General features: G+C 34.9%; 26 protein-coding genes. 6 read left to right on the top strand and 20 right to left on the bottom strand.

Annotated features, from left to right (window positions below):
* Nucleotides 1–226: 226 nt before the first annotated feature.
* The 4 genes from Q0992_RS02165 to kynU form a co-directional block, all read right to left on the bottom strand.
* Entirely contained in the window at nt 227–631 is a 405-nt protein-coding gene (locus Q0992_RS02165; protein ID WP_299519913.1) for a RidA family protein, read from the bottom strand.
* 93 nt (nt 632–724) lie between these two features.
* Nucleotides 725–2,116, bottom strand: a complete 1,392-nt coding sequence (locus Q0992_RS02160) for an NAD(P)/FAD-dependent oxidoreductase (protein WP_299519911.1) — start codon at nt 2,114–2,116, stop codon at nt 725–727.
* Between the two features lie 98 nt (nt 2,117–2,214).
* Nucleotides 2,215–2,577 (bottom strand): hypothetical protein, encoded by a 363-nt coding sequence (locus Q0992_RS02155; protein ID WP_299519909.1) that lies wholly within the window; start codon nt 2,575–2,577, stop codon nt 2,215–2,217.
* A complete protein-coding gene (gene kynU, locus Q0992_RS02150) occupies nt 2,570–3,841 on the bottom strand; it encodes a kynureninase (RefSeq protein ID WP_299519915.1) in 1,272 nt (423 codons plus the stop codon). The genes Q0992_RS02155 and kynU overlap by 8 nt, the downstream gene beginning before the upstream one ends.
* A gap of 109 nt (nt 3,842–3,950) precedes the next feature.
* On the opposite strand from kynU, the gene Q0992_RS02145 reads away from it, so the two are divergent.
* Entirely contained in the window at nt 3,951–4,370 is a 420-nt protein-coding gene (locus tag Q0992_RS02145) for a (4Fe-4S)-binding protein (RefSeq protein ID WP_299519907.1), read from the top strand.
* 144 nt (nt 4,371–4,514) lie between these two features.
* Here Q0992_RS02145 and Q0992_RS02140 read toward each other — a convergent pair whose 3' ends face one another.
* Nucleotides 4,515–5,195: a hypothetical protein gene (locus Q0992_RS02140; protein WP_299519905.1), complete on the bottom strand. Its 681-nt coding sequence runs from the start codon at nt 5,193–5,195 to the stop codon at nt 4,515–4,517.
* Nucleotides 5,196–5,235: 40 nt separating this feature from the next.
* Between Q0992_RS02140 and Q0992_RS02135 the strand changes: the two genes are divergently transcribed.
* On the top strand, nt 5,236–6,039 hold the full coding sequence (locus Q0992_RS02135; protein WP_299519903.1) for a bifunctional 2-polyprenyl-6-hydroxyphenol methylase/3-demethylubiquinol 3-O-methyltransferase UbiG: 804 nt from the start codon (nt 5,236–5,238) through the stop codon (nt 6,037–6,039).
* 30 nt (nt 6,040–6,069) lie between these two features.
* Here Q0992_RS02135 and msrA read toward each other — a convergent pair whose 3' ends face one another.
* The 3 genes from msrA to Q0992_RS02120 form a co-directional block, all read right to left on the bottom strand.
* On the bottom strand, nt 6,070–6,732 hold the full coding sequence (gene msrA, locus Q0992_RS02130) for a peptide-methionine (S)-S-oxide reductase MsrA (RefSeq protein WP_299519900.1): 663 nt from the start codon (nt 6,730–6,732) through the stop codon (nt 6,070–6,072).
* Between the two features lie 169 nt (nt 6,733–6,901).
* The gene (locus Q0992_RS02125) at nt 6,902–7,687 is read right to left on the bottom strand and encodes a C4-type zinc ribbon domain-containing protein (RefSeq protein WP_299519898.1); all 786 of its coding nucleotides are present in this window, start codon (nt 7,685–7,687) and stop codon (nt 6,902–6,904) included.
* A 2-nt stretch (nt 7,688–7,689) separates the two neighbouring features.
* Nucleotides 7,690–8,784: a Nif3-like dinuclear metal center hexameric protein gene (locus tag Q0992_RS02120; protein ID WP_299519895.1), complete on the bottom strand. Its 1,095-nt coding sequence runs from the start codon at nt 8,782–8,784 to the stop codon at nt 7,690–7,692.
* Nucleotides 8,785–8,822: 38 nt separating this feature from the next.
* On the opposite strand from Q0992_RS02120, the gene lpxK reads away from it, so the two are divergent.
* The gene (lpxK, locus tag Q0992_RS02115; RefSeq protein WP_299519893.1) at nt 8,823–9,833 is read left to right on the top strand and encodes a tetraacyldisaccharide 4'-kinase; all 1,011 of its coding nucleotides are present in this window, start codon (nt 8,823–8,825) and stop codon (nt 9,831–9,833) included.
* On the opposite strand, the gene Q0992_RS02110 is transcribed toward lpxK, so the two are convergent.
* The 7 genes from Q0992_RS02110 to Q0992_RS02080 are packed head-to-tail and all read right to left on the bottom strand — an operon-like array spanning nt 9,819 to nt 17,129.
* The gene (locus tag Q0992_RS02110; protein ID WP_299519890.1) at nt 9,819–12,059 is read right to left on the bottom strand and encodes an ATP-binding protein; all 2,241 of its coding nucleotides are present in this window, start codon (nt 12,057–12,059) and stop codon (nt 9,819–9,821) included. The genes lpxK and Q0992_RS02110 overlap by 15 nt on opposite strands.
* A 29-nt stretch (nt 12,060–12,088) precedes the next feature.
* The gene (gene gap, locus Q0992_RS02105; RefSeq protein WP_299519888.1) at nt 12,089–13,105 is read right to left on the bottom strand and encodes a type I glyceraldehyde-3-phosphate dehydrogenase; all 1,017 of its coding nucleotides are present in this window, start codon (nt 13,103–13,105) and stop codon (nt 12,089–12,091) included.
* A complete protein-coding gene (lipA, locus tag Q0992_RS02100; protein ID WP_299519885.1) occupies nt 13,105–13,977 on the bottom strand; it encodes a lipoyl synthase in 873 nt (290 codons plus the stop codon). Before lipA ends, gap begins: the two co-directional genes overlap by 1 nt.
* A 49-nt stretch (nt 13,978–14,026) precedes the next feature.
* Nucleotides 14,027–15,271, bottom strand: coding sequence for an Nramp family divalent metal transporter (locus tag Q0992_RS02095; RefSeq protein WP_299519881.1), 1,245 nt, complete (start codon nt 15,269–15,271; stop codon nt 14,027–14,029).
* Nucleotides 15,271–15,816 carry a sigma-70 family RNA polymerase sigma factor gene (locus Q0992_RS02090; RefSeq protein WP_299519878.1) on the bottom strand — a complete coding sequence of 182 codons (546 nt, stop codon included), beginning with the start codon at nt 15,814–15,816 and terminating at the stop codon, nt 15,271–15,273. The genes Q0992_RS02095 and Q0992_RS02090 overlap by 1 nt, the downstream gene beginning before the upstream one ends.
* On the bottom strand, nt 15,807–16,919 hold the full coding sequence (locus tag Q0992_RS02085; RefSeq protein WP_299519875.1) for a glycosyltransferase: 1,113 nt from the start codon (nt 16,917–16,919) through the stop codon (nt 15,807–15,809). Before Q0992_RS02085 ends, Q0992_RS02090 begins: the two co-directional genes overlap by 10 nt.
* A gap of 6 nt (nt 16,920–16,925) precedes the next feature.
* On the bottom strand, nt 16,926–17,129 hold the full coding sequence (locus Q0992_RS02080) for a membrane or secreted protein (protein ID WP_111682035.1): 204 nt from the start codon (nt 17,127–17,129) through the stop codon (nt 16,926–16,928).
* Between the two features lie 131 nt (nt 17,130–17,260).
* On the opposite strand from Q0992_RS02080, the gene aqpZ reads away from it, so the two are divergent.
* Entirely contained in the window at nt 17,261–17,947 is a 687-nt protein-coding gene (gene aqpZ / locus Q0992_RS02075; RefSeq protein WP_299519868.1) for an aquaporin Z, read from the top strand.
* Between the two features lie 62 nt (nt 17,948–18,009).
* On the opposite strand, the gene Q0992_RS02070 is transcribed toward aqpZ, so the two are convergent.
* From Q0992_RS02070 to Q0992_RS02055, 4 genes are all read right to left on the bottom strand, one after another.
* Nucleotides 18,010–18,807, bottom strand: a complete 798-nt coding sequence (locus tag Q0992_RS02070) for an anti-sigma factor (RefSeq protein ID WP_299519866.1) — start codon at nt 18,805–18,807, stop codon at nt 18,010–18,012.
* Nucleotides 18,808–18,817: 10 nt separating this feature from the next.
* Nucleotides 18,818–19,351, bottom strand: coding sequence for a sigma-70 family RNA polymerase sigma factor (locus Q0992_RS02065; protein ID WP_299519864.1), 534 nt, complete (start codon nt 19,349–19,351; stop codon nt 18,818–18,820).
* 123 nt (nt 19,352–19,474) lie between these two features.
* Entirely contained in the window at nt 19,475–20,485 is a 1,011-nt protein-coding gene (gene murB, locus Q0992_RS02060; RefSeq protein ID WP_299519862.1) for a UDP-N-acetylmuramate dehydrogenase, read from the bottom strand.
* The gene (locus tag Q0992_RS02055) at nt 20,485–21,675 is read right to left on the bottom strand and encodes a pyridoxal phosphate-dependent aminotransferase (RefSeq protein ID WP_299519860.1); all 1,191 of its coding nucleotides are present in this window, start codon (nt 21,673–21,675) and stop codon (nt 20,485–20,487) included. The genes murB and Q0992_RS02055 overlap by 1 nt, the downstream gene beginning before the upstream one ends.
* Nucleotides 21,676–21,788: 113 nt before the next feature.
* Here Q0992_RS02055 and Q0992_RS02050 point away from each other — a divergent pair, with 113 nt between their 5' ends.
* Nucleotides 21,789–23,153 (top strand): aspartyl protease family protein, encoded by a 1,365-nt coding sequence (locus Q0992_RS02050; RefSeq protein WP_299519858.1) that lies wholly within the window; start codon nt 21,789–21,791, stop codon nt 23,151–23,153.
* A gap of 32 nt (nt 23,154–23,185) precedes the next feature.
* On the opposite strand, the gene Q0992_RS02045 is transcribed toward Q0992_RS02050, so the two are convergent.
* Nucleotides 23,186–23,614 (bottom strand): DUF1573 domain-containing protein, encoded by a 429-nt coding sequence (locus Q0992_RS02045; RefSeq protein ID WP_299519856.1) that lies wholly within the window; start codon nt 23,612–23,614, stop codon nt 23,186–23,188.
* A 184-nt stretch (nt 23,615–23,798) separates the two neighbouring features.
* Here Q0992_RS02045 and Q0992_RS02040 point away from each other — a divergent pair.
* The coding region (locus tag Q0992_RS02040) for a valine--tRNA ligase (protein WP_299519854.1) at nt 23,799–26,408 on the top strand (2,610 nt) is incomplete at its 3' end.

Genomic DNA, 26,408 nt, shown 5'->3' with positions numbered 1-26,408 from the left:
CTTGTTCTACATCATCTTTTGAAGAATTAGGAATTTGACCGTATACTTCACCATTAGATGGATTGTAATTGTCTATCCAATTCTCTTGAATTGGGTTTTGAAAGTTACCGTTTATGTAGTTTTTTATTGTTTCCATTTTGTCATTCCCGCGCAGGCGGGAATCTATTTTTTGGATTCCGCATCGCACTTCGACTACGCTCAGTGGAACCGTGCGGAATGACAATTTTTATTGTTTCTTATATGCCATTACTTTAATTTCCACTACCAAATCCGGATGTGGTAACTGATGTACTGCCACCGTGGTTCTTGCCGGACCTGTTTCCTTATCGAAAAACTCTGCATAGGCTTTATTATAGCCTGCAAAGTCGTTCATGTTTACTAGAAATGAGGTGACATCAACCACATCTTTCAGAGAAGCACCAACTTTTTGTAAGTTCTTATCAATGTTTTGAAGCACCTCACGGGTTTGCGTTTCAATATTTAAACGTTTGGTACCCATCTCATCAATAATATCTACACCTGCGATAGTATTATCTGCGCGTCTAGAACTTGTGCCAGAAACGAAAATAAAATCTCCTATTTGTTTTACATGCGGATAGGCTCCTCTTGGTGTTACGGTTTTGTTACTCATAATAGTTGTCATTCCTGCGAAAGCAGGAATCTTTTTGATTTGACTTCAATTTATAATGGATTCCGCATCAAGTGCGGAATGACAAAAACATCTCTATAGTCCAGCAATTCTATCATCTTCTAAAATTGCTTCAGTTTCAGTTTTTACTTTATCTAAAATATCATTGATGTCATCTTCAGTAGAAATTACACCATCAGATAACATGTTCAATATGGCTTTGTCTTGAGCTCTTCCTCTTATCATGGCTTCTCTATAACCAATATGTTCGTTAAAGGTCACCAAACTATATTTTGAAGAATAATCTTCTGGGAACTCTTTCTCTAATGCCATTTCAATTTTTCGTTTTTCTTGAAAAATAGGATTGGCAACATGGTCTTTCATTTCATGAAAATTATCAATAGCCAAATCAGCAATTGCATCTGTATCTTTCTTTCTGATTTTATTGTATTCTGAAAAGACTTTTCCCCAGTCACCTTCATGTTGACCCAAAACTTCATCAAAAACTACAACGTCTTCAAAAGAAGCATTCATGCCTTGGCCATAAAACGGAACGATAGCATGTGCGGAATCTCCCATAAGTAACGTATTGCCTTTATAATGCCAAGGTGAACATTTTACGGTTCCTAAAGGTGCTGTTGGGTTTTCGAAAAAATCCTCAACGAGATTTGGCATTAATGTTAAGGCATCTGGGAATTCCTTTTCAAAGAATTCAGTAACAATTTCTGATGTAGTCAGGTTATTAAAATTGTAATCACCTTCATCATAACTCAGAAATAAAGTCACCGTAAAACTACCGTCTAAATTGGGGAGCGCAATCACCATAAAATCGCCTCTAGGCCAAATATGCAGAGCATTTTTATAAGTCTTATAGCTACCATCGTCGTTTGGAAGAATACTTAATTCTTTATAGCCATGGGTTAACCATTGTTGGGAAAAACTGAAGAGGAACTTTTTTTCTAAAAAATAGCTTTGTCGTAAGGCTGAACCAGCACCATCAGTTGCAATAATACAATCTGCATCTTCAACAAATTCCTCTTTGGTATGGTAGTCTTGAAACAATGCTGTAGTTTTTTCAAAGTCTACTGATAGGCATTTTTTATTGAAATGTATAGCAACATTTTCGTGTTTTTCAGCTTCATCTAATAGTAATGCATTAAGACCTCCTCTAGATATCGAGTTGATATACTCATACTCTCGACCACTATAATTCGATAAAAATGTATTCCCTTCTTTATCATGGAGCATGCGTCCATTCATTGGAATACAAAGCTCCTTCACTTTGTCTTCGATGCCTACTAATTTTATAGCTTTGTTGCCACGATCTGAGAATGCCAAATTGATGGAACGACCAGCAGATATATCCGTTTTGCGTAAATCTGGGCGCATCTCATAAACGGTAACATTATAACCACGTTGGCCTAATCGTAATGCCAAAAGACTTCCGCATAGTCCTGCTCCAATAATTAATATGTTTTGTTGTTCCATATGTTTTCATCTTGAACTTATTTTAGTATCTAATTTTTTGTTTGGTTTTGTTCATTTTATTTTGAAGAATAACAAAAAACCGCACTCAAAAATTAAGTTCAATTTATACTTTTCACATTAATTTTACTTTTCAAGTATTGAATTTCTTCATAAGTAACTCTAAAATCGTTTAAGCCAATGTAGCGTTTTCTATGTTCTAAATCAGTAAAATGAATTCGAGATGTCATAACATTAAAAGTAATTTTAGAAAAATCATTGTATTCTATATTTTTTATGATTTCGCTGCCAATCATGTAAACAATCCTTTCTTCAGTAATTAATAATAAATCCTTTTTTCTGCTCATAAAAAAACTCAACCAACTAAAGTACTGCCAATCCCAAAACCCTATTTCAGATTCTTTCTCAATTTTAACAATATATTCACCTTTTAACAGAGAATTGATATAGTTGAGGCTATCCATTTAAAATCGCTTTCATTTTTTCAACCATTTGATAGACATCTTCAAACGAATTATATAAGGGTACAGGTGCACATCTAATGACATCGGGTTCGCGCCAATCACTTATAACTCCAGATTCTGTTAATTTGCGGTATAAAGACTTATCTGCATTTAAAACCTGTATGGATAATTGACAACCACGTTCGTCAGGATTTTCTGGTGTGATAATTCGGATAACATCTTCACCAAGGTTCTTCAATAAAAACTCAAAGTAACCTGTGAGTTTTCGAGATTTGTTCAAAAGCTTTTCCATACCCGCTTCATTAAATAAATCTAAAGACGCTTTTATGGCTGCCATAGAAAGAATTGGTGGATTACTTAATTGCCAACCTTCGGCTCCGGGCAATACATCAAACTCATCTCGCATATTAAAACGTGTTTCCTTATTGTGGCTCCACCAACCCGTTAATCGATTTAAATCTTTATTATAGGCATGTCGTTCGTGAACAAAACAACCAGACAAACTTCCAGGTCCGGAATTTAGATATTTATAGGTACACCAAACGGCAAAATCAGCACCAGAATTGTGTAAATCTAAATTAACATTGCCTGCACCGTGTGCACAATCAAAACCTACCATACAGCCGTGACTATGACCTAGTGCTGCGATGCGTTTTAAATCAAAAAACTGACCTGTGTAGTAATTGACTCCACCAATCATAATTAGGGCAATTTCATGACCTTGAGTTTCTAGGATTTGTTCTAGATCTTCGTAATGTAAAAGTTCCTCATTTGCTCTTGGTTCCCAGAGAATTAGTCCTTCTTTATCATCGTAGCCATGGTGACGTAATTGCGATTCTACAGCATATTTGTCTGATGGAAATGCATCACTCTCTATAATAATCTTATAGCGTTCTTTTGTGGGTTGATAAAACGACGCCATCATGAAATGAAGATTGGCAGTCAGTGAATTCATGGTGACCACTTCAATGGGTTTTGCACCAACAAGTTTGGCCGTGGCTTCAGTTAAAAACTCATGATATGGCATCCAAGGATTTTTAGCCTGAGTGTGACCTTCAACACCCAAATTTGCCCAATCTTCAAGCTCTTGATTGATATAGTCTTTTGTTGATTTTGGTTGTAGTCCGAGCGAATTACCACATAGATAAATGAGTTCATTTCCATTGTCATCTTTTGGAATATGAAATCGCTGTCTGTAGCTCGATAATTCGTCTAGAGCATCTTGTTGTTTGGCGTAATCTAGACCAAGTTTGTAATCGGACAAAGTGAGATTGATTTTTTCGATTTGTAACAAAAATAAGGATTTAAAAGGTAGGATAAAGCCATTTTTAAAGCATAATAATTTTAATTATCTTTAAAGAAAAAGATAAATTATGGGTAAAATAAAAGAATATAGCAATGGCGAAGTCACTGTGGTTTGGGAAGCAGAAAAATGCATCCATTCAGCTATGTGTGTTAATGGATTGCCAAATGTGTTTCAACCTAACGAACGCCCATGGATAAATGTTGATGCGGCTTCAACAAATGAGTTGATTAACACCATAAAAAAATGCCCATCAGGTGCACTAAGTTATTATATGACCAATAGTGATGACCAAACTTCTCAAAGTCTGGAGACAAAAGTAGAAGTCTTGGAAAACGGACCTTTATTGGTTTATGGTACTCTAAAAGTGACACATAAGGATGGTTTTGAAGAAACCAAGAACAGAACAACTGCTTTTTGCCGTTGTGGGGCTTCTGAAAACAAGCCTTACTGTGATGGTGCGCATGTAAAGCAAGATTTTAGAGGATAAAAAAAGCGCTTTGAAAACAAAGCGCAGGTGAAAATATATAGACGCGTAAAGCGGAAATGTATCATTTATAAACCTAAGTCGATATTAAGACGATATACTTACACTTTATGTAACATAAAGTAATGCCAAAAAATAAGTTAAATGTTATTCTAATGTTATGCTAACGTCGGCGAAGTTTAAATTCCAGTTACCATCCTCTTGTTTGTGATCTATAGCAATCTTAATACCGTTAAAATCTTGATAGTTTTCAAATGTAGTAGTTAATGAAGGATTTTCAGAGTTTCCTCTTCTAAATACCCATTCCTTAATCATATAGTTGCCGTCAAAGAAAATGTCGTAAGCGTCTCCTGGTGTATAACCTCCTTCATTTGGATAGGTTAAGGTAATCATTTGTAGTGAGTCCTTTTTTATAGGTGATACCATCTCCTTGGGCTCTGAAATTGTTGCAGATGTATCCCAAACCAATTGAAAAGGCACTAAAAGCCAAAATTTATCATTGATAAAACCACGATCGGCACCGATATGCGCGCTATCTATTTGGCGTCTTGAATACTCTACAACTGCATTTCCAACGGTCATTTTCACCTTGTTTTCCTTAGGTTTCCACACCCAAGAACGTCCTTTTCCTTTTATGGTATCTCTATCGACTTTAAACGTAAATTGTAGTTCAGAAACATTCTTCCAGTTTTCAAAACCGTGTGCATTAGCTATTTTTTCTGCGATTGTAAGGTCTCTACTTTCCTCTTCAGTAACAGTCTCTTTTTTTTCAGACTTGCATGAGGTTAATAGTAGTAAACAAATAATAAATGTTGTAATGTATTTCATTCTAAAAGAAGTTTTAATTTAGGTGCAAAATTAATCAACCATGAAGGATCACACTAATTATTTTGAGGTTAATAAAGCTACCTGGAATCAAAAAGTAGCGGTGCACTCTCAAAGTGAGATGTATAAGATGGGAGCTTTTAAAGCTGGTGAGAGTTCTTTAATGCCATATGAATTAAAAGCTTTGGGTGATGTCTCGGGCAAGTCCCTATTGCACTTACAATGTCATTTTGGTCAAGATACACTTAGCTGGAGTAGAATGGGAGCTCAATGCGTTGGTGTGGATTTAAGTGATGAAGGTATAGAGTTAGCGCAGCAATTGAACGAAGAATTGCAATTAGATGCTGAATTTGTTTGTTGTAATGTTTTGGACACATCGCAACACATTTCCAAAACGTTTGATATCATTTTTACTAGTTATGGTGTGATAGGTTGGTTACCCGATTTAAAACCTTGGGCTAAAATGATTGCTGAACGTTTGAAAGTTGGTGGCGTGTTTTATATCGTAGAGTTTCATCCTATTCTTTGGATGTTCGATTATATTAATGGTGAACCAAAAATGACATACCATTACAGTCAAGATGAGGTCATTTATGAAGAATATGAAGGGACTTATGCTGACAATGCCTCTAAGATGGTAAGTAAGGAGTATGGTTGGAATCATGGCTTAAGCGAAGTAATCAATGCACTTATTGAAGCAGGATTGCAAATTGATTACTTAAATGAGTACGATGAAAGTCCATATGATGTCTTTCCTGATTTGATAAAACAAGACAATGGGATGTATAGAATGAAGAATCAATTATTCCCAATGATATTTGAGATAAAGGCAACCAAAACAAAATAAAAAAACCAGTGCTTTTCACTGGCTTTTTTATTAATGCTTTTCTTCGTCTTTTAGTAACTCAGGAAATCTTGCTTTAAATCGATTTAATCTTGGTATGGAAACCGCTCTGATATAACGTTGGGTTGGGTTACGTTTTTCAAAATCTTGATGGTAAGCTTCGGCAATCCAAAACTTTTGAAATGGATAGATTTCTGCGGCAATCTTAGTATCTAATTTCTTGGCTAATGCTTCTTTTTTGTCCTCAATAATTTGTTTTTGCTCGTCGTTTTGGTAAAAAATGATGGATCGATATTGTGAGCCTCTATCTGGTCCTTGTCCGTTAACCTGTGTTGGGTTTTGTGAGCCAAAATATACATCGACTAAAGATGCAAAACTTACAATCTCCGGATCGTATATCACTTCCACAGCCTCAGCATGACCTGTTCTACCAGTATTGCTTTTTTCATATGTTGGATTTTCGGTAAACCCACCAGAATAGCCACTAATGACTTCCTCAACTCCTTTTACACTTTCATAAATGGCCTCAACACACCAAAAACAACCACTTGCAAAATAGGCTTTGGCCTTCCCATTTTCTATGGGTACTTCAACCGGATTAGCATCAATAACTTTTTGTTGTTCTGGATTGATTTGTGCCTGATTCTGGCAACTAAATAGTAAACTAATGCTTAGAATATAAAGTAACTTCTTCATTTATCATGAATTTATTTCAGGATCTCATTAATGATACCCTGAGATTTATTTTTCTTTTTCTATAGACGTGTAAAATTACGATTCCTTAAAATGAATTTCTTTAAAGTTTTATTAAATAAAAAACCCTGACGATAACTGTCAGGGTTTGTGAAATATTTTTTAGAGACACTTATTTACTCAATTTAGCAAATAATTTGTCCATTTTTACTTTTTCTTCTTCCGCTAATGCGGCATCTACTAAGATACGACCACTGTGCTCATCCGTAATTACTTTTTTACGAGAAGCAATCTCAACTTGAACTTGTGGAGGTATCGTAAAGAAAGAACCACCAGAAGCTCCACGTTCTATGGCAACGACAGCAAGACCATTCTTCACGTTGTTTCTAATTCTAACATAAGCTTTTACTAGACGCTCATCAATCTTCTTTTGGAATTCATCAGACTTTGCTAATAAGGCCTCTTCTTCTTTTTCAGTTTCCTTAAGGATTTCGTTTAGTTCACCTTTTTTGTGCTTAAGGTGTGCATTACGATCTTTTAGGCGGTCTTTGGTTTCAGAGATAACCTCTTTTTTCTGCTCTATCTGTGCCTTAAATTCTTTGATATGCTTTTCGGCTAATTGAATTTCCAATTCCTGAAATTCAATCTCTTTGGTTAGTGAATTGTATTCTCTGTTATTTCTAACGTTATTCTGCTGCTCACTGTACTTTTTAATTAAAGCTTTAGCCTCTTCGATTAAATTCTTTTTGCCTTTAATTTCTTCATCAATAACAGCAAGACTATCATTTAGTTTCTCTAATCTTTTATTAAGCCCTTCGACTTCATCCTCTAAATCCCTAACTTCTAACGGAAGTTCTCCTCTAACATTTCTTATTTCATCTACTCTAGAATCAATTAATTGTAAATCGTACAAGGCTCTTAAACGTTCTTCTACAGTAGCTTCAGCTTTTTTGGCCATAATTATAAATACTTTACCGGATTTGTATTTGTCTTTGATAAAATGATTGCAAAATTAGTAATTTTTTTCGAGAGATAGTCTACTAAAAATGATTTTGTGAATTGTTCGCTTTCATAATGCCCAATATCTGCCAATACGATGTCGTTTTCGGCACTGAAGAAGTCATGATATTTAAGATCAGCCGTAACAAAAAGATCTGCACCTGAAGCCTTTGCCGCACCAATGGCAAAACTTCCTGAGCCACCAAGTACTGCAATTGTTTTAATGGGCCTATCCAATAATTTTGAGTGACGTACAAAAGGTGTATGCATTCTTTCTTTAACATACTCCAAGCATGCTTTTGCGTCCATTGGTTTGGTGAGTTCACCAACCATACCCATTCCAATATATGGATTGGTGTTGTCTAAGGTGGTTATCTCATAGGCAACTTCCTCATAAGGATGTGTTTTAAATAAGGCTCTTATAATTTTAGATTCAGAATGTTTTTTAAATACTACAGAAACTGCTGTTTCATTTTCGGTATGCAGTTCTCCCTTTTCACCAATTGAAGGATTTGAATTTTCATTACCTCTATAGGTGCCATCTCCATCAAAATTAAAACTACAAGAATCGTAATTGCCTATATTACCTGCACCAGCATTAAATAACGCAGTTCGTAACGCTTTAGCTTGGCTTTTTGGCACATAGGTCTGGAGTTTCTTTACTGTACCAGATTGAGGGATTAAGATTTTTTTGTTTTGTAATTCCAATTGGTCACAAATTATTGAATTGACACCTTGTAAGGCATTGTCTAAAGCGGTATGGATGGAAAAGATGGCGATATTGTGCTGAATGGCTTTGATTACAACGCGTTCTACATAGGTCTTTCCGGTTAGTTTTTTTAGACCTTTGAAGATGATAGGGTGGAAGCTAACGATGAGATTACAGTTGTTTTCAATGGCCTCGTCTACAACAGTTTCTAAAGTATCTAGTGTTACTAGAACTCCTGATACATTTTGATTTTTATCTCCCACCAAAAGTCCGACATTATCAAAGTCTTCAGCGTAAGCTAATGGTGCTAAGTCGTGTAGTTGATTAATTACATCTTGAACAGTCATAAGTGCATATTTATTTCAAAAATACATATTTTAGTCTCGTGAAGTTTATCCGTATCATATTGTTTCCTATTGTGCCTATTTACTTTTTTGTGACTTGGATACGTAATTGGCTATACGACAAGGGTATCATGTCCTCAAAATCATACGAAATTCCCACTATTTGTGTAGGTAATCTCAGTACTGGTGGCACAGGAAAGACACCAATGATTGAGTATTTAATTCGATTGCTGAAAGATCAAAAATCAGTAGCAACATTGAGCAGAGGCTACAAGCGAATTACAGAAGGTTTTGTTTTAGGAGATGAAGATGCTACCGCGGATACTATAGGAGATGAACCCTTTCAATTCTTCAGAAAGTTTAAAGATATAAAAGTAGCGGTTGATGGTAATCGTCAAAATGGGATTAGCCAACTATTATCTTTAGAGGATAAACCTGAAGTTATTTTATTGGATGATGCCTACCAACATAGAAGGGTGAAGGCTGGATTGAATCTTCTACTCACCACATATAGTAATCTATATGCTGATGACATTGTTTTACCTACCGGGAATTTGAGAGAACCGCGTTCTGGTGCTAAGCGTGCCGATATTATTATTGTCACTAAATGCCCTACTGATATGTCTGAGGCTGAAAAAAACAAAATAGTTATAAAATTAAAAATTAAGCCAGAGCAAAAATTATTTTTCAGTCATGTTGATTATGCTAAAGATGTTATTTCTAAACACGGTAAGATAGACTTGATTACCTTGCCAAATTTTACTCTGGTCACTGGAATTGCCAATGCAAAACCATTGGTTGAATTTTTAGAAAAGCAACAATTAAAGTTTAATCATATTGAATATCCGGATCATTATAGTTTTAAACCTAATGATATTGAGATGTTATCTAACAAAGGATTGATAATTACTACAGAAAAGGATTATGTACGACTATCTGATAACGAAATTTTGGAGCCTAACTTATATTACCTACCTATAGAAGTCGCTATAGATAACTCAGATGATTTTGATAATGCTATCAAATCATTTGTGGATTTAAAAGAAACTTGAAACGACTTCTTTCCCTGAAAGCACATCGTAAAGCTTACCTTCAAAATCTTCTTGTTTAAATGGTTTAGAGATAATATCATTGAATCCTGCTTCACCAAACTCATGCATTTTATCTTCTAGAGTTACTGCGGTTAGCGCAAAGATGACCAAATCCTTGTCGAAAGTTCTGATGATTTTTGTAGCCTCCAACCCACTTATTCCTGGCATATGAATATCCATTAATACCACTTTATATTCTGTGGATTTAACCTGTTCTACAGCAGCTTCACCATTATCTACCACATCACAGTAAAGCCCCATTTTGTTGAGTATCTTTTTGGTAATCATCTGATTGATTTTGTTGTCTTCGACAACTAAAATTTTCACATCACTTAAATCCAAATCTTCCATTTTATTAGCTTGTTTAGTTTCTTCTACTTTTTTAGGTGCTTCAATCTTTTCAGCTTTTTCTAAAGGAATTTCAAAGAAAAAAGTGGTGCCTTTACCAAGTTCACTCTTTAAATAGATTTTTCCTTTTAAAATTTTAATAAGCCCTTTTACAATAGATAAACCAAGACCAGTGCCGCCATACTTACGGTTAATTTGTACAGAGCCTTGAGAGAAGCTCTCAAACATTTCATCTTGTTTTTCTTTTGTAATACCAATGCCATTGTCCTCAATTTCGAAGCGTAATCTGTACTTATCGTCTTTTTTATTGATTTTGTACACTCTTACCCAGATGTCACCATCTTTTGTGAACTTAATAGCATTTCCAAGTAGGTTAATTAAGATTTGGGAAATTTTTAATTGGTCGCCATTGTAGGTTTCTGGCAACCCGTCTTCATAGTCAAAATGTAAGTCTGTGCCATTATCCTTTGCAGAATTAGAGAGTGCGGACATTACATTTTCTATTTTGTTTTTAAGGTTGAATATTTCTGGATCGAGCTCAACCTTATTGGCTTCAATCTTATTGATTTGAAGAATATCGTTAATAAAAGTCAACAAATAGTCACCAGAAAACTTAAGGGATTTTAAATGCGGTATCTGGTGTTCTTTTGGCTTTTCATCTAAGAGCATATTTGTTAAGCCTGTTACAGCATAGAGTGGTGTGCGGAGCTCATGTGTAACAGTAGATAAGAAATTTGCTTTGGTTTTAGAGGCCAACTCGGCTTTCTCTTTAGCAACAATAAGTTCATCATTTTTCTTGTGAAGCATATTATTGGTCTTTAACCTTATATTATTGTTTTTATATAATGACAAGGTTAAAAGCGATAAGATGGTAATGAGCGCGATACTTAAAATAGTTGTGATCCTTGTAAAATTACTTTCGGCACTCACTTCTTCTATTTGCTCTTTTAGCTGTGCGTTTTGCGCATCTTTATACTTGCTAATAGATTGACTGGTAATACCTGGTGCTAAATTTTCGCGTTTAACATCCAATATTGAGTCAGATAATTTTATATGCCTTGTAATGTATTCGTAAGAATTTTTGTAGTCACCTCGTGCCTTATGAATATCGCTTAATGTGAGATATGCTTCGTTTATATTTTCTGCAATATTATAAGCTCTTGCAATAGAAAGGCCTTCTTCTACTTGTGATAAAGCCAAGTCATTACTGTTAAGCGCGCTAGAGACTTTTCCGGTCTGTATTAATGCACTACTTAGTCGTCGCCTTTGGTCATATTTTTTGGATATGATTATTGTCTTTTCTAATTGGGCTTTAGCTTCGTCGTATCGATTTAAGGCTATGTACGCTTTAGCCTCATTTAAGGTCACTTCTGAAATATATTCCTCTAGGTCCTCCTGTTCAAAAAGATTTTTTGCAGAATTATAGTATTCTAAAGCGTCTGTATATTGCGCTTTAGTACTATAGATAACCCCTTTAATATTGTAACTAATTGCAAGATTAGCATAATCGTTGTTTTCACGTTGGAGTTGAATTGCGGTATTTAACGATACATAGGCTTTGTCCGTTTCGCCGACCAAGTACCTTACTTTCGCAATCTTAGTATGGATAATACCTTGATTCTTTTTATCGTCAATTTTTTTAGCAATATCCAAAGCCTTATCAAGATTGCCCAGTGCGTTGTAATAATCTGCACGGTCACTTTCCAGCTTTGCTTGACTCAAGCGTTCTTGTAACCTCATAGCAAGCAAGTCCGTATCTTGGACCTCATCTTCTTGGGCGAAAATCAGACTACAAAAACATGCTAAAAAAACAAATATGTAATATTTGATTCGGGACATTTCAGCTTACTTTATTAGAACAAATATAATTATTTATTCGACAAAAGTGCTTTTTTATCCGATAAATTGCAAATTAAATCTAAAATTCTTGAACTATACCCTGTTTCATTATCGTACCAGCCCACTATTTTTATCATGTTTCCGATGACAGAAGTCATTTGAGAATCGAAAATACATGAATGGGGATTTCCGACAATATCAATAGAAACTATAGGGTCTTCAGTATATTCTAGAATACCTTTTAAATGAGAAGTTGAAGCCGTTTTAAAGATATTATTAACTTCTTCTATCGTAGTGTTCTTCTTTACATTGATTGTAATATCTGTTAATGAGCCATTGGCCACAGGAACTCTTATACCACAGCCTCCTATAACTTCCGATAGGTCTGGAAAAATCTTGGTTAAAGCTTTCGCAGCTCCAGTAGTTGTTGGTACGATGGATTGGCCAGCTGCTCTAGAACGTCTTAAATCACGATGCGGTTGATCGTGTAAGCTTTGGTCGGTAGTGTAAGAATGAACTGTGGTAATATAGGCCTGTTCAATGCCAAAGTATTTCTTAATCAGAGCCATCATCGGTGCAGCATTATTAGTAGTGCACGAGGCATTGGATATAATATCTTCTGAACCATCAATGGTATTGTCATTAACACCTAATACGATGGTTTTTATATTTTCTTCTACAGGTGGAACAGATAAAATAACCTGCTTGGCTCCATTGCTAATATGATATTGAAGTTCTGGCTCAGTTTTAAATTTGCCTGATGCTTCAATAACAAAATCCGGTTCAACGGTCTTCCAATTAATTGATTTTGGATGGGATTCATTATATAGTGGAATCCTTATATCATCTATAATGATTTGATGGTCATTGTAAGAAACATTATGATTTAGAACTCCATGAATACTATCATATTTTAATAAATGACTTAAGGTTTTAGCATCTGCTATATCATTTATTGCTACTATAGTTATTTGAGGATGTTGAAGTGCTAACCTAAAAACACGACGACCAATTCTACCAAATCCATTGATGGCAACCTTAATCATCAATTGATATGTTTTTGCGCTTTGTAAGACGATCTAACAAGAGCACTACTTTCTACATGTCTAAAACCTAGTTCTAAGCCAATGGCTTTATACTCATCAAATTCATCGGGATTAATGAAGCGTTTTACAGGTAAGTGTTTTTTACTCGGTTGAAGATATTGGCCAATAGTTACCACATCAACATCGTTTTCTCTTAAATCGTGCAGTGTTTCTATAACTTCTTCACGCGCCTCACCTAAACCGAGCATAATGCCAGATTTTGTTCTTCGCTGACCTTGTTGTTTGAGATATTTTAGAACTCCCATGCTTCGGTCATATTTGGCCTGTATTCTCACTTCGCGAGTTAATCGCCTTACGGTTTCAATATTATGGGATACCACTTCTGGAGCGACGTCGATAATTCTGTCGATATGCTTTTCTACTCCTTGAAAATCCGGGATTAACGTTTCAAGAGTTGTCTTAGGATTCATTCTGCGAACCGCTTTCACGGTTTCTGACCACATGATGCTTCCCATATCCTTAAGGTCGTCTCTATCTACACTTGTTAGAACCGCATGTTTTATTTGCATGATTTTGATGGAACGTGCTACTTTTTCTGGTTCATCCCAATCAACGGTTTCCGGACGACCTGTTTTTACACCACAAAATCCACACGAGCGTGTACAAATATTACCTAAAATCATAAAAGTTGCAGTACCTTCTCCCCAACATTCGCCCATATTAGGGCAACTTCCTGAGGTGCAAATGGTGTTCAGTTTGTATTTATCAACAAGACTTCTAAGTTCAGTATACTTTTTGCCTGTGGGTAATTTAACGCGTAACCATTTTGGTTTTCGTTCGGGTAAAATATTTGAAGCAACTTTCGTTTCCATTCATTTTCAATTTCAGAAAGCAAAGATACAAAGTAATTAATTAAAATTTTCACAATATGGTTAGGTACCAAATACTAAATCCAATTAAAAAAAGTATGCCTGCCCAAGATAAAATGTGTAGAAATAAACTGGGCCTCCAAGCTTTGGGTGTGTGTTTACTGGAGATTAACTTGTAATTGATAATGGCATAGAATGGTGCAGTTACAAAGGAGAGAATCGTAGCTATTTTAACCAATAGACCCATTTCTGAAGCAAACGCAAAAAAAATAAGAATGGTACCAAAAACCAAAATTAAAATCCAAAACAAATACCCATTTTTGTGGGTTTTATTTACAAGTAATTCTAAAGTTTTAGACATTGCTCTTGGCGAGGCATCCAATGTGGTTATCGTAGTGCTAAACATGGTTGTGAAAGCTGCAATTCCGATAAAAACATAGGCCCAATTGCCTAAACTTTTAGCATATAAAGCGATCAACTGATTTGAAAATATGGCTGCTTTATCACTAAAGGTTTCTCCTGTATTAAACATTACAAAATAGCCTAGGCAAACAAATACAATTCCTAAGATGATTGCTCCGATGTATCCTATATTAAAATCAAGCAATGCAATTTTTGGTGAAAATTTACCTTCATCTTTTTTCTTTTCTACAGCCCAAATTGAGTGCCATACAGAAATATCAAGTGGTGCTGGCATCCAACCCATAAAAGCGATTAGAAAAATTGTTTCTACTTTGTTTTCAGGGAAGATTTGAGTGTAAGTAACAGGTGCATCAAATTCAGTAAATGCAAAATATACAGCCACTAAAGTACTTATAGTCAATATTACAATGATAACCTTAATGAGTTTGTCTAAAGTGCTGTATTTTCCCAAAAAAAGAATGAATAAACAAAGACAAAGAATTACGATAGTCCAAATTTCGATACTGCTTATGCTTTCAATTCCAAAATTTAAAAAACTAATATCTCCAAAAAGCGAGTTGGCCAAACCAGCGGTTACTATAGTTACTGCTGTTTGAATGGTAAACATTACTGCGAGATTGAGTATGAAATAAGCAATTAAAATTCCTTTGCCTAATTTATGGTAGCCTTCCAATAAGCTCTCGCCAGTGGCTGACGCATATCTCGGTCCGAATTGAAAAAAGGGATACTTAAATAGATTTACCAGTAATAAAGCCCATAATAAGCCTAGCCCAAAATCAGCTCCAGCTCTGGTAGACTGTACCAAATGCGATACTCCAATTGCTGCTCCAGCAAACAATAATCCTGGCCCTAATTTTTTAAGTTGAGAGAACATTATGCTTTAGTAATGATAGCAGCTAGAAGTTTTTTTGCTCTTAATAATTTTACCTTAACATTATTTATGGGTTCTTTAAGCTCTTCGGATATCTCCTTATAGCTTAGTTCTTGAAAATATCTAAGATTAATTACTTCTTGATAATGTGGTTTCAATTTTTTTATATCTCTAAGTAGTTTTGCGAGATTCTGTTCCGTAATAATTTTGTCTTCGGGAGTAGGGGAATCGTCAATGATTTCTAAGAAGCTATCTTCACTATCTTTAGAGGTATTACGAATCGTTTTTTTCTGTTTTCTGATCAAATCAATATGAATATTTTTTGAGATAGTGATAAGCCAAGTTTTGAACTTGTAATCTTCATTATAGGTACTGATTTTGTCAAAAGCTTTCGAAAAGGTCTGAATGGTAATATCCTCAGCATCATTTTCATTTTGTGTACGTTTTAACTGAAAGGCATACACATCATTCCAGAAGGTGTCCAAGAGAAAATTAAACGCAATCTGATCATTTTGTCTGGCTTTGTGAATTGCGTCTTTTATTTCCAATGTTTCGGTATAGCTATTAGATTAGCAATAAAGATAATTAATTGTGTACTAATTAAAAATAATTCCAGAGCAGGAGTAGAAAAGATAAGATTAGCTTCGTTGAGTTTTTTTGCAGTAAAACCAAAACTCAATAGCTGTATAGCAAAGCGTAATACAATCAGTGCTAAAAGCCATTGCCAATTATAGTTTAGTATAAGCAATAAGACAGCTAAAATCCAAAATAAAAGTTGTGAAACATAAAACAGGCCTAATAATAATTGATGCTTAGCTTTATAGAATTTAGCTGTACTTATATGCCTACGTTTTTGTAAAACCCAATCTTTGAATGACGTTTTGGGCTCTGAGATAGTAAAGCTCTCTTTAGTAACACAAATTTCTGTATTTGAATGATTTGCGATTTCGTTGATAAATAAATCGTCATCTCCAGATTTTAGAGCCATATGACTATTAAACCCATTATTATTGAAAAAGACCTCTTTTCGATATGCCATATTTCTGCCCACTCCCATGTAAGGCAAGCCTAATTTGGCATAAGAAAAGTATTGTAAAGCAGTGAATACGGTTTCAAAACGTATCAATTGATTTAAAAAAGAAAATTTCTTTTTAGCGTATGCCCCATACCCCAAAACAATAGCTTTTTCATTAGAGAACCTACTACTTATATGCGCTAACCATTTATCTGAGCTGGGCTTACAATCGGCGTCTGTAAACACTAAAAAATCATTTGTGGATGCTTTGATTCCGAGTGTTAGCGCGTATTTTTTATTTCCCCAAAACGTTTCATTGGTCTTTACATCGACAATTTTTATGATATCATTTTTTGCTTTAAACTTTTTCATCACTTCCAATGTTTCATCAGAAGAGCCATCATTGATTAAGACCAATTCGAAGTTTGTATATGCTTGCTCAAGGATTAAAGGAAGGTTGTTTTCTAAATTCTCAGCTTCGTTTTTAGCGCATATAATAACAGAAACAGGAATATGCTTCTTTAAGCGTATGTCTTCAGACTTAATGGCAAAAGAAAAAAAGAAGACGAAATAATAAATGATTTGAATAACAACAATAACAACAAAAGCAAAGAAAAGTATTGCTGTAAAGCTCATTGAAGCTTATGAATGTTGAGGTTCTTTACAGTCTTTGAATTGATCAGGGGTTTTTCCACAAAAACCACAAGCTTCTCCCTCTCTGTTAAGCATTGGGTTTTGACTAGCACAAGTGCCAGCAAATTCTCCATCCTTTTTGGCCCAAAGTTTAATAGCTATTCCTGCTATAGCCAATGCTAACATTCCGAGGGTGAGAAGTAATAATTTCATATTTATCATTAAATTTAGTGCAAAGATAATGCTTTTACATTTATTTCTTGCCCTAATGCTCATGTGACTTAATACGCAAATCTTGTGTCACATTGTATATTAAACATTTATTAACTAACTAATTATTAATTATGAAAAAATTATTTGCTGAGTTTTTTGGAACATTTTGGCTTGTATTTGGTGGTTGTGGCAGCGCTATTTTTGCTGCTGGAATTCCAGATTTAGGTATCGGTTTTGTAGGAGTTGCGTTGGCTTTTGGTTTAACAGTATTAACCATGGCTTATGCCGTTGGTCATATTTCTGGCGGTCATTTTAATCCTGCTGTATCTCTCGGTCTTTGGGCTGGAGGAAAATTTGAAGCCAAGGATTTAATCGGCTATATTATCGCCCAAGTTGTTGGTGCCATTGCTGCTGCTGGTGTATTATACCTCATTATTTCAGGTAAATCCGATTTTGAAACTGTAGGAGGTTTTGCCGCTAATGGCTATGGAGAACTTTCCCCAGAGGGTTATGGAATAATGTCTGCTCTTTTGGCCGAAGTTATATTAACCGCATTTTTCTTATTAGTTATCTTAGGAAGTACTAATGCTAGAGCACCAAAGGGATTTGCACCTATAGCCATAGGTTTGGCATTAACTCTAATCCATTTGATAAGTATTCCTATAACCAATACATCGGTTAATCCTGCAAGATCTTTAAGTCAAGCAATTTTTGCTGAAGGGGCTTACATGTCTCAGGTTTGGTTGTTTTGGGTGGCTCCTATTGCAGGTGCAATTTTGGGTGGAATTATACACAAGGCTTTTTTTGAAAAAGAATAACCCACAAATGGAAGAATAAAAAACAGGCACTTAACTAAGTGCCTGTTTTAATTTATAAAAAGCTATTGCTTATTATCCTTTAGTGAGATTTCTGCCACCTCAGTATTGTTCTCGTTAGTTTCATCACCATCTTTTCCTATTTTAATACTCAAGGCTAAAGCGTCTTCCATATATGGAATTGGTTTTAGCTTACGGTCAGATTCGTCTAAGATACCTAAATTAACCATTCTGTCTTGTAGCTCAGCCCAAATTTGATAATGGTGATTTTCGGGTAACTGCGGAAGTGTAATAACATCAATCATGGATGTTTTTTCAACAGGATTTATATATGCTACAGTTTTTAAATTCTTGGCACGTTCGTTACCACTAATCACATATTTTTTAGCATCAGGATTATTTAATTTATTCAATTCAATGGATAGTTCTGTCAACATCTCATTGTTCTTTTCTATATCGCTTCTTAAGTCATAAATCTCTTCAACTACAATATTATTTTCATCCATCAAGCCCATATTTTTCTGATATAAGAAGAATGTTGATACAGCAAATAATACAGCAGCTGCAGTAGCAGCAATACTATACCAAGGTGTTTTTTTGTTCTGTACCAATTGAATAACCTTAGTATCGTTAGTTTCTTCTAGAGCTTTTAAAATATTCCCCAATATATGATTAGGAACATCCACTGCACCTGCCTTGGCAATTAGTTCTAAATTCTTCTGAAGCTTTTCGTAAGCCTCAGCGGCTTCAGGATAATTATTAATAAAAAATTCCACTTCCTTGGTTTCTTCACGGGAAGTTTCACCTACCAAATACTTGTTTAGTAAGTTAGAATTTAAAAAGCTATGTAATTTTGTTTCCATATAAATTCTTTTATGGATTGTAAACTTTTTTAAGTTCTCGTAATCCTATTTTTAATCTCGACTTTATAGTACCTAGAGGAATATCTAATTCTTCACTCGCTTCTTGCTGCGTCATGCCTTGAAAAAATAAGGCATCGAGCACAATTTGATACTTTTCTTCTAGTCGCCCAACATGCTCTTTAATATCCAAAACATCTTGATTTAAATTGCTTGATGGTAAGATATATACGTTAGAAGTATCGATTTGGACTTCTTTTTGATAACGATTGTTAAAACTTCTTAGTTTATCGATAGCTGTATTACGTGCTATTCGGAACAGCCAAGTAAATAACTTAGCCTTACTTGGGTCGTATTTATGAGCATTCTTCCATACTTTTACGAAAGTTTCCTGCAAAGCGTCTTCGGCGATTTCTTCATTTATGGCGATTTTTAAAATAACACCATAAAGACTGTTAGAATAGTTTTCGTAAAGTAAATTCAAAGCACGCTTATCGCCTTTTTCAAGTAAATCGATAATTTTTTGCTCTGTTGGTGTTGTGCCCAAAATGTTAAAATCGTTTATTGGATTTTTAAATATACTAAAGAGGACTTATACTGGTAAATATACTTAAATACTGTAGAAGTTAAAGGTATTTTGCAAAAAGCCGTAATACAAATTTTAGCATTTTCATAAGATATTCACTTCAGTCTCAATAGTGATATCAAAGATTCTTTTTACGGTTTTCTGAATCAATTGTGCCAATTGATGTATATCACTGCCTTTTGCGCTGCCATAATTAACTAAAACCAACGCTTGTTTATTGTGTACACCATAATTATTAAAACGCTTTCCCTTAAAACCGGCTTTTTCAATGAGCCAACCAGCAGGTACTTTTATTAATTCGTCAGAAACTTTGTAAGAGGGAGCTTCTGGAAAGTTTTCCAGTAATTTTTTGAATTGTTTTTTGCTAATGACTGGGTTTTTGAAAAAGCTGCCACTATTGCCAATGTCTTTTGGATCAGGTAATTTACTTTGTCTTATGGCAATGACAGCGTCAGAAACATTTTTAATGGTTGCTTGCATAATACCTGAATTTTCTAACTCCTGTTTTATGGCACCATAATCTGTATGTAGTTGATGATTGGTTTTTGCCAACTCAAGGGTGACACTTGTAATAATATATTGACCCTTTAATTCTTGCTTGAATACAGACTCTCGGTACTTAAATTTACAGTCGTCCTTGGTGAATGTTTTTGTGGTTTGATTTTGAATATTAATGGCTTCGCAACTCACAAAGACGTCTTTAAGTTCCACACCATAAGCACCAATATTTTGAATAGGAGCAGTACCTACGTTTCCAGGAATTAACGAAAGGTTTTCCACGCCACCATAGTTATGCTTTAGACACCAAAGTACAAACTCATGCCAGTTCTCGCCAGCCATAGCTTTTACAATGACCTTGTCTTCCGATTCGCTTAATATTTCAATGCCCTTAAGGTTGATATGTAGCACTAATGCTTCAATATCTTTAGTAAGTAGCATATTGCTTCCGCCACCAAGTATGAAAATGGGATTGTTACTTTGTTTTACAAGTTGATGTTTAAGCTCATCTACAGTCGAGACGTTACAAAAGAACTTAGCGTTGACATCAATGCCAAAGGTGTTGTATGGTTTTAAGGAAACGTTTTCAACCACCATTAGTCCTTATATACCTTTAATGCCTCTTCTAAAATCTTAATAGCCACCTTTAGGCTATCCTCGTTTAGTACATAAGCAATTCTAATTTGATTTAAACCAACATTTGGTGTAGAGTAGAAGCCTGCAGCAGGTGCTACCATAACTGTACTATTTTCATAATCAAAGGACTCTAAGAGCCATTTCGCAAAGTCATCAGAATTTTTTACTGGTAGTTGGGCAATGCAATAAAATGCTCCATTTGGTTTAGCAACTTTTACACCTGGAATGTTTTCTAAACCTTCAATGAGTGTGTTTCTACGTCTAACGTATTCTTCCGCAACATCATCGAAGTAACTTTGCGGTGTATCTAAAGCCGCTTCGCTGGCAATTTGGGCTAATGTTGGTGGGCTCAATCTCGCTTGGGCAAATTTTAACGCAGTATTGATAACGTCTTTGTTTTTAGAGACTAAATAGCCGATTCGTGCACCACACATGCTATAGCGTTTCGAAACCGAATCAATAACAATGGCGTGTTCTTCTAATCCTGGTTCTTCGAGAATGGAATAATGTGAAATACCATCGTATACAAATTCTCTATATACTTCATCGGCAATCAAAAATAAATCGTGTTTTTTAACTATTGCTGCTAATTTTTTGATTTCCTCTTTAGAATATAAATAGCCTGTTGGATTGCCTGGATTACAAATGAGAATAGCTTTAGTCTTTGAAGTGATCAATTTCTCGAATTCCTCAATAGGTGGTAAGGCAAAGTTATTTTCGATTTTTGATATCACTGGAACGACATTAATACCTGAAGATGTTGAAAAGCCATTGTAGTTAGCATAAAAAGGTTCTGGGATAATAATTTCATCATCCTGATCCATGATACTTCCAAAAGCGAATAACAAAGCTTCACTGCCTCCCGTGGTTACGATGATATCGTTATGAGTAATGCTGATATCGTTGCGACCATAATATTCTGCAATTTTCTTTCTGTAAGTTTCAGATCCCTCAGATCTAGAATATGCTAAGACGTCTAAAGTAATTTCTTTAATAGCATTTAAGGCTACCGTTGGAGTTTTTATGTCTGGTTGGCCTATATTGAGGTAATAAACAGTTTTTCCTTGTTTATGAGCTTCTTCTGCATAAGGCACCAATTTTCTAATTGGTGATTCGGGCATATCAATCCCCTTTTTTGAAATTTTTGGCATCGCTATGGTTTTAAAGTGCTAAGTTCTGAAATTTCTTAAAGTTTATGTAAAAAATGATGCTTAAAATATATAGTAACATAAAGATTTGTAACTTCATTTAAAATGAATTAAAATTGAAACTATTATTTAAGTCGATATTCATATTTGTTTTGAGCTTAAATCAATGGTTATTAGTTGCTCAAGGTGAGTTCTTTCTTAAGAATGATGTTAGTAAAAAAATCAACTTTGAATTTGCGAGTAACCTAATTATTATTCCAGTAGAAATTAATGGAGTCTCGTTATCTTTTGTTCTCGATACAGGAGTGAGAAAACCTATTTTATTCAATTTAACGGAGCGCGATTCTCTAGACCTAAAAAATACAAAAACCTTTTACCTACAAGGATTAGGAGGTGATGGCAAACTGAAGGCACTGAAGTCTAGTAGTAATAGATTTCAAATTGGTGATGCGGTTGGCCTTAATAAGGATTTGTATGTGGTGTTCGATAAAACAATAAACTTTACACCAAGACTTGGTGTTTTGGTGCATGGTATAATTGGCTATGATTTGTTTAAGGATTTTGTTGTGGAGGTTAATTATAGTTCTAAATATATTAGGCTTCATAAGACCAAAGGGTTTAAGCCAAAAACTTCAAAAAAATGGAAGTCAATACCCATCGATATCCATAAAAGCAAACCTTATGTTAATGCTGCAGTTACTATCAACAATAATCAGAAACCCGTTAAGCTTCTTATAGATACTGGTAGCAGTGATGCACTATGGTTGTTTGAAGATGAAAGAAAAGGTTTAGTGCCCAATAACGATTTGTTTTTTAGAGACTATTTGGGGAAAGGGCTCAGCGGCTCAGTTTATGGTAAAAGATCCAGAATTAATGCTTTTGAGTTAAGTTCTTTTGTTTTAGAAGATGTTAACGTAGCCTATCCAGATACTCTATCTGTTGATTTAGCAAGGATTTATAAAGAAAGAAATGGGAGTCTAGGTGGAGATATTTTAAAACGATTCAACTTATTTTTCGATTATGAAAACAATAAACTGTATCTAAAAAAAAACGCTCGGTTTAAAGATTCGTTTACCTACAATAATAGCGGAATCGTTTTAGAGTACAATGGAACACGTTTTGTAAGAGAAAAAATTAAAATTACCGATAGAGGCAATTATAATTCCAATTCTAACGTCGACACCAGTAGACCTATACAAATTGATTTTTCCGTAGATTATAGAATAGCTCTAAAACCAATATACAAAGTCGTTGAATTGAGAGAGACATCTAGTGCTTTTATCTCTGGACTTAGGGTAGGTGATATTCTAATAAGTGTTAATGGAAATGAGGTTTATGACTATAAGCTACCAGAAATAAATGCTGTTTTTCACGGTAAAACAGGAAAAAATGTTAGGCTAGAGGTAGAGCGTGAAGGGAAAAAAATGATATTTAGATTTAAGCTAGACGATGTATTTAAAAAAAATGAGCGCTCAAATTGAGCGCTCACTGTGCGGTAAATGATAATCGATATTTATTGCTCAATCATACTTTTTTCTTTCTTCTCTAAAACACTTGTCTTATTAGGATCTACGACTAGTCCTTTTATTTTAAGTGCTACAGTAGGAGTCTCAGCGTTAGAAATTACAGTAATTGTTTTTCTAATAGGATTCACTCTATTAGTATCATATTTTACTTCGATTTCTCCACTTTCGCCAGGCATAATTGGTCCTTTAGGCTTTTTTGGAACAGTGCATCCACATGTAGATTTTACATTAGAGATGATTAAAGGTGCGTTTCCTGTATTGGTAAATTCAAAAGTTCTAACTCCATCAGCCCCTTTTTCAATTGTACCATAGTCGATAACATCAGTTTTGAACTCAATTTTTGCTACTTTCTTATCTTGAGCGAAAGCACCTAAACCGATTAATCCTACAAACAAAATAACTATTAAATTTTTCATCATTTTAGTTTTTAATTGATTATCAAAACTACTTACTTTTTTATTGTCGTCAAAATTAATTAGATGTATTACATAGCATTTAACAGTATTTGAAGTTTTTAACTCATAATAAACACCTAATAATTTTTCAAAAAAAGAAATATAAGTACTTTTGTCAGTTACTTAGCAAAAACGATACCAAAATATGGATATCCCATCTAAATATAACGCATTATCAGTAGAAGAAAAGTGGTACGACTACTGGATGGAGCACAACTATTTTCACTCTACACCAGACGAAAGAGAGCCCTATACCATTGTAATACCTCCTCCAAATGTAACGGGTGTGTTACACATGGGTCATATGCTAAATAATACCATACAAGATGTATTGATTAGACGTGCCAGACTATTAGGAAAGAATGCGTGTTGGGTACCTGGAACAGACCATGCCTCTATTGCTACAGAGGCTAAAGTAGTTGCTAAGCTTAAAGCAGAAGGAATAGATAAAAATGATTTAACGCGTGAAGAGTTCTTAAAGCATGCCTGGGAATGGAAAGAAGAATACGGTGGTGTGATTTTAGAACAACTTAAAAAGTTAGGTTGTTCCTGTGACTGGGATCGAACAAAATTCACGATGGATGACGATATGTCAGAAGCCGTTATCAAAGTATTTGTGGATTTATACAACAAAGGCTTGATTTATCGTGGTTACAGAATGGTCAATTGGGATCCAGAAGCTAAGACCACACTATCTGATGAAGAGGTTGAATATATCGAAAAACAAGGCAAGCTTTATTATGTCAATTACAAAATTGAAGGATCTGAAGATACTTTGACAATCGCTACAACGCGTCCCGAAACTATTCTTGGTGATACCGCTATTTGTATAAACCCTGAGGATCCAAGACATCAAAATTTAAAAGGGAAAAAAGCGATAGTACCAATTTGTAACCGAGTAATTCCAATTATTGAGGATGACTATGTAGATGTTGAATTTGGTACAGGTTGTTTAAAGGTTACACCAGCCCATGATGAAAACGATAAGGTTTTAGGAGATAAGCACAATTTAGAAGTAATTGACATTTTTAATGAAGATGCCACACTTAATAGTTATGGATTGCATTATGAAGGACTAGACCGCTTTGTTGTTCGAAAGGGAATTGTAAAAGAGCTTGAAGAACTTGGGCAAATTGAAAAAATTGAGGATTATAACAATCGAGTTGGTATTTCTGAACGTACAAAAGCCATCATCGAACCACGTTTGAGCGATCAATGGTTTTTAAAAATGAAAGATTTAGCAGAACCAGCTAAGGATGCCGTTCTAAAGACTGCTGCAGTAAAATTATTCCCCAAGAAATTTGAAAATACCTACCGCCATTGGATGGAGAATATTCGCGATTGGAATATTTCACGACAATTACTTTGGGGTCAGCAGATTCCTGCCTATTACTATGGTGATGGAAAAGAAGATTTCGTGGTTGCAGAGACCATTGAAGAAGCACTTGGATTAGCTAAAGAAAGAATAATGAACCCAGAGCTACAAGCTTCAGATTTAAGGCAAGATTATGATGTGTTAGACACTTGGTTTAGCTCTTGGTTGTGGCCAATTAGTGTATTTGATGGTATTCGTAATCCTGAAAATGAAGAAATAGGTTACTATTACCCTACAAACGATTTGGTCACTGGTCCGGATATCTTGTTCTTTTGGGTGGCACGTATGATCATTGCGGGTTATGAGTATAAAGGCGAACGTCCTTTTGAAAATGTATATCTCACAGGATTGGTAAGAGATAAGCAACGCCGCAAAATGAGTAAGCAGTTAGGGAATTCACCAGATGCTCTTAAGCTTATTGAAGCTTATGGAGCAGATGGCGTTAGGGTTGGATTGCTTTTAAGTTCGGCCGCAGGAAATGACTTAATGTTCGATGAAGCTTTGTGTCAACAGGGAAAGCAGTTTGCCAATAAAATTTGGAATGCCTTTAGACTAGTAAAAGGTTGGGGTGTAGATGCTACTATTGCCCAACCAAACTCAAGCAAGATTGCAATTAAATGGTTTGAGTCTAAATTCCAGAAAACCATCGCAGAGATACAAGACCACTTTAGTAAGTATCGCTTAAGCGATGCACTTATGGCTACTTATAAGCTTATTTGGGATGACTTTGCATCTTGGTTATTGGAAATTGTAAAGCCAGCTTATCAAAAGCCAATTGATGAAATCACCTATAATCAAGTGATAGGGTTATTTGAAAATAATCTAAAAATCCTTCATCCGTTTATGCCATTCCTAACTGAGGAGATTTGGCAATTTATTGAAATACGTTCACCAAAAGAAGCTTTGATTATCTCTACTTGGCCAGAATCTAAGCCGATTAATGCGCAATTAATTTCCGAATTTGATTTTGCCTCTGAAGTTATTTCTGGAATCCGGAATATTAGAAAGCAAAAAAATATTGCTTTCAAGAACAAGATTAGTCTTTTGGTGGTTAATAATGAAAGTGTGAAACCTACTTTCGATGAAGTGATTTCAAAAATGGGAAATCTTGAGAGTTTCGAATATATATCGAAAGCTGTTGAAGGTGCTTTGACGCTTCGCGTTAAATCTAATGAATACTTTATTCCGATCGAAGGCAGTATCGATGTCGATGCAGAAATTAAGAAGTTAACAGAAGAGCTAAATTATACGCAAGGGTTCTTAAAATCTATTCAAAAAAAATTAGCTAATGAGCGTTTTGTAAACAATGCCCCAGAGCAAGTTGTAGCTTCGGAAAAGAAAAAAGAAGCTGATGCTCTCGCCAAAATCGAAACAATAAAA

Source organism: Winogradskyella sp., assembly GCF_028289625.1.
In the GTDB taxonomy this organism is placed as follows: domain Bacteria; phylum Bacteroidota; class Bacteroidia; order Flavobacteriales; family Flavobacteriaceae; genus Winogradskyella.
Note: the sequence above shows the minus strand (reverse complement) of the source record. Positions and strands in the feature narration are given on the sequence as shown.

Coding starts and splice junctions, on each gene's coding strand:
- Q0992_RS02165 (WP_299519913.1), bottom strand. CDS start 631: ATGAGTAACAAAACCGTAACACCAAGAGGAGCCTATCCGCATGTAAAA.
- Q0992_RS02160 (WP_299519911.1), bottom strand. CDS start 2,116: ATGGAACAACAAAACATATTAATTATTGGAGCAGGACTATGCGGAAGT.
- Q0992_RS02155 (WP_299519909.1), bottom strand. CDS start 2,577: ATGGATAGCCTCAACTATATCAATTCTCTGTTAAAAGGTGAATATATT.
- Q0992_RS02145 (WP_299519907.1), top strand. CDS start 3,951: ATGGGTAAAATAAAAGAATATAGCAATGGCGAAGTCACTGTGGTTTGG.
- Q0992_RS02140 (WP_299519905.1), bottom strand. CDS start 5,195: ATGAAATACATTACAACATTTATTATTTGTTTACTACTATTAACCTCA.
- Q0992_RS02135 (WP_299519903.1), top strand. CDS start 5,236: ATGAAGGATCACACTAATTATTTTGAGGTTAATAAAGCTACCTGGAAT.
- msrA (WP_299519900.1), bottom strand. CDS start 6,732: ATGAAGAAGTTACTTTATATTCTAAGCATTAGTTTACTATTTAGTTGC.
- Q0992_RS02125 (WP_299519898.1), bottom strand. CDS start 7,687: ATGGCCAAAAAAGCTGAAGCTACTGTAGAAGAACGTTTAAGAGCCTTG.
- Q0992_RS02120 (WP_299519895.1), bottom strand. CDS start 8,784: ATGACTGTTCAAGATGTAATTAATCAACTACACGACTTAGCACCATTA.
- Q0992_RS02110 (WP_299519890.1), bottom strand. CDS start 12,059: ATGTCCCGAATCAAATATTACATATTTGTTTTTTTAGCATGTTTTTGT.
- gap (WP_299519888.1), bottom strand. CDS start 13,105: ATGATTAAGGTTGCCATCAATGGATTTGGTAGAATTGGTCGTCGTGTT.
- lipA (WP_299519885.1), bottom strand. CDS start 13,977: ATGGAAACGAAAGTTGCTTCAAATATTTTACCCGAACGAAAACCAAAA.
- Q0992_RS02095 (WP_299519881.1), bottom strand. CDS start 15,271: ATGTTCTCTCAACTTAAAAAATTAGGGCCAGGATTATTGTTTGCTGGA.
- Q0992_RS02085 (WP_299519875.1), bottom strand. CDS start 16,919: ATGAGCTTTACAGCAATACTTTTCTTTGCTTTTGTTGTTATTGTTGTT.
- Q0992_RS02080 (WP_111682035.1), bottom strand. CDS start 17,129: ATGAAATTATTACTTCTCACCCTCGGAATGTTAGCATTGGCTATAGCA.
- aqpZ (WP_299519868.1), top strand. CDS start 17,261: ATGAAAAAATTATTTGCTGAGTTTTTTGGAACATTTTGGCTTGTATTT.
- Q0992_RS02070 (WP_299519866.1), bottom strand. CDS start 18,807: ATGGAAACAAAATTACATAGCTTTTTAAATTCTAACTTACTAAACAAG.
- murB (WP_299519862.1), bottom strand. CDS start 20,485: ATGGTGGTTGAAAACGTTTCCTTAAAACCATACAACACCTTTGGCATT.
- Q0992_RS02055 (WP_299519860.1), bottom strand. CDS start 21,675: ATGCCAAAAATTTCAAAAAAGGGGATTGATATGCCCGAATCACCAATT.
- Q0992_RS02045 (WP_299519856.1), bottom strand. CDS start 23,614: ATGAAAAATTTAATAGTTATTTTGTTTGTAGGATTAATCGGTTTAGGT.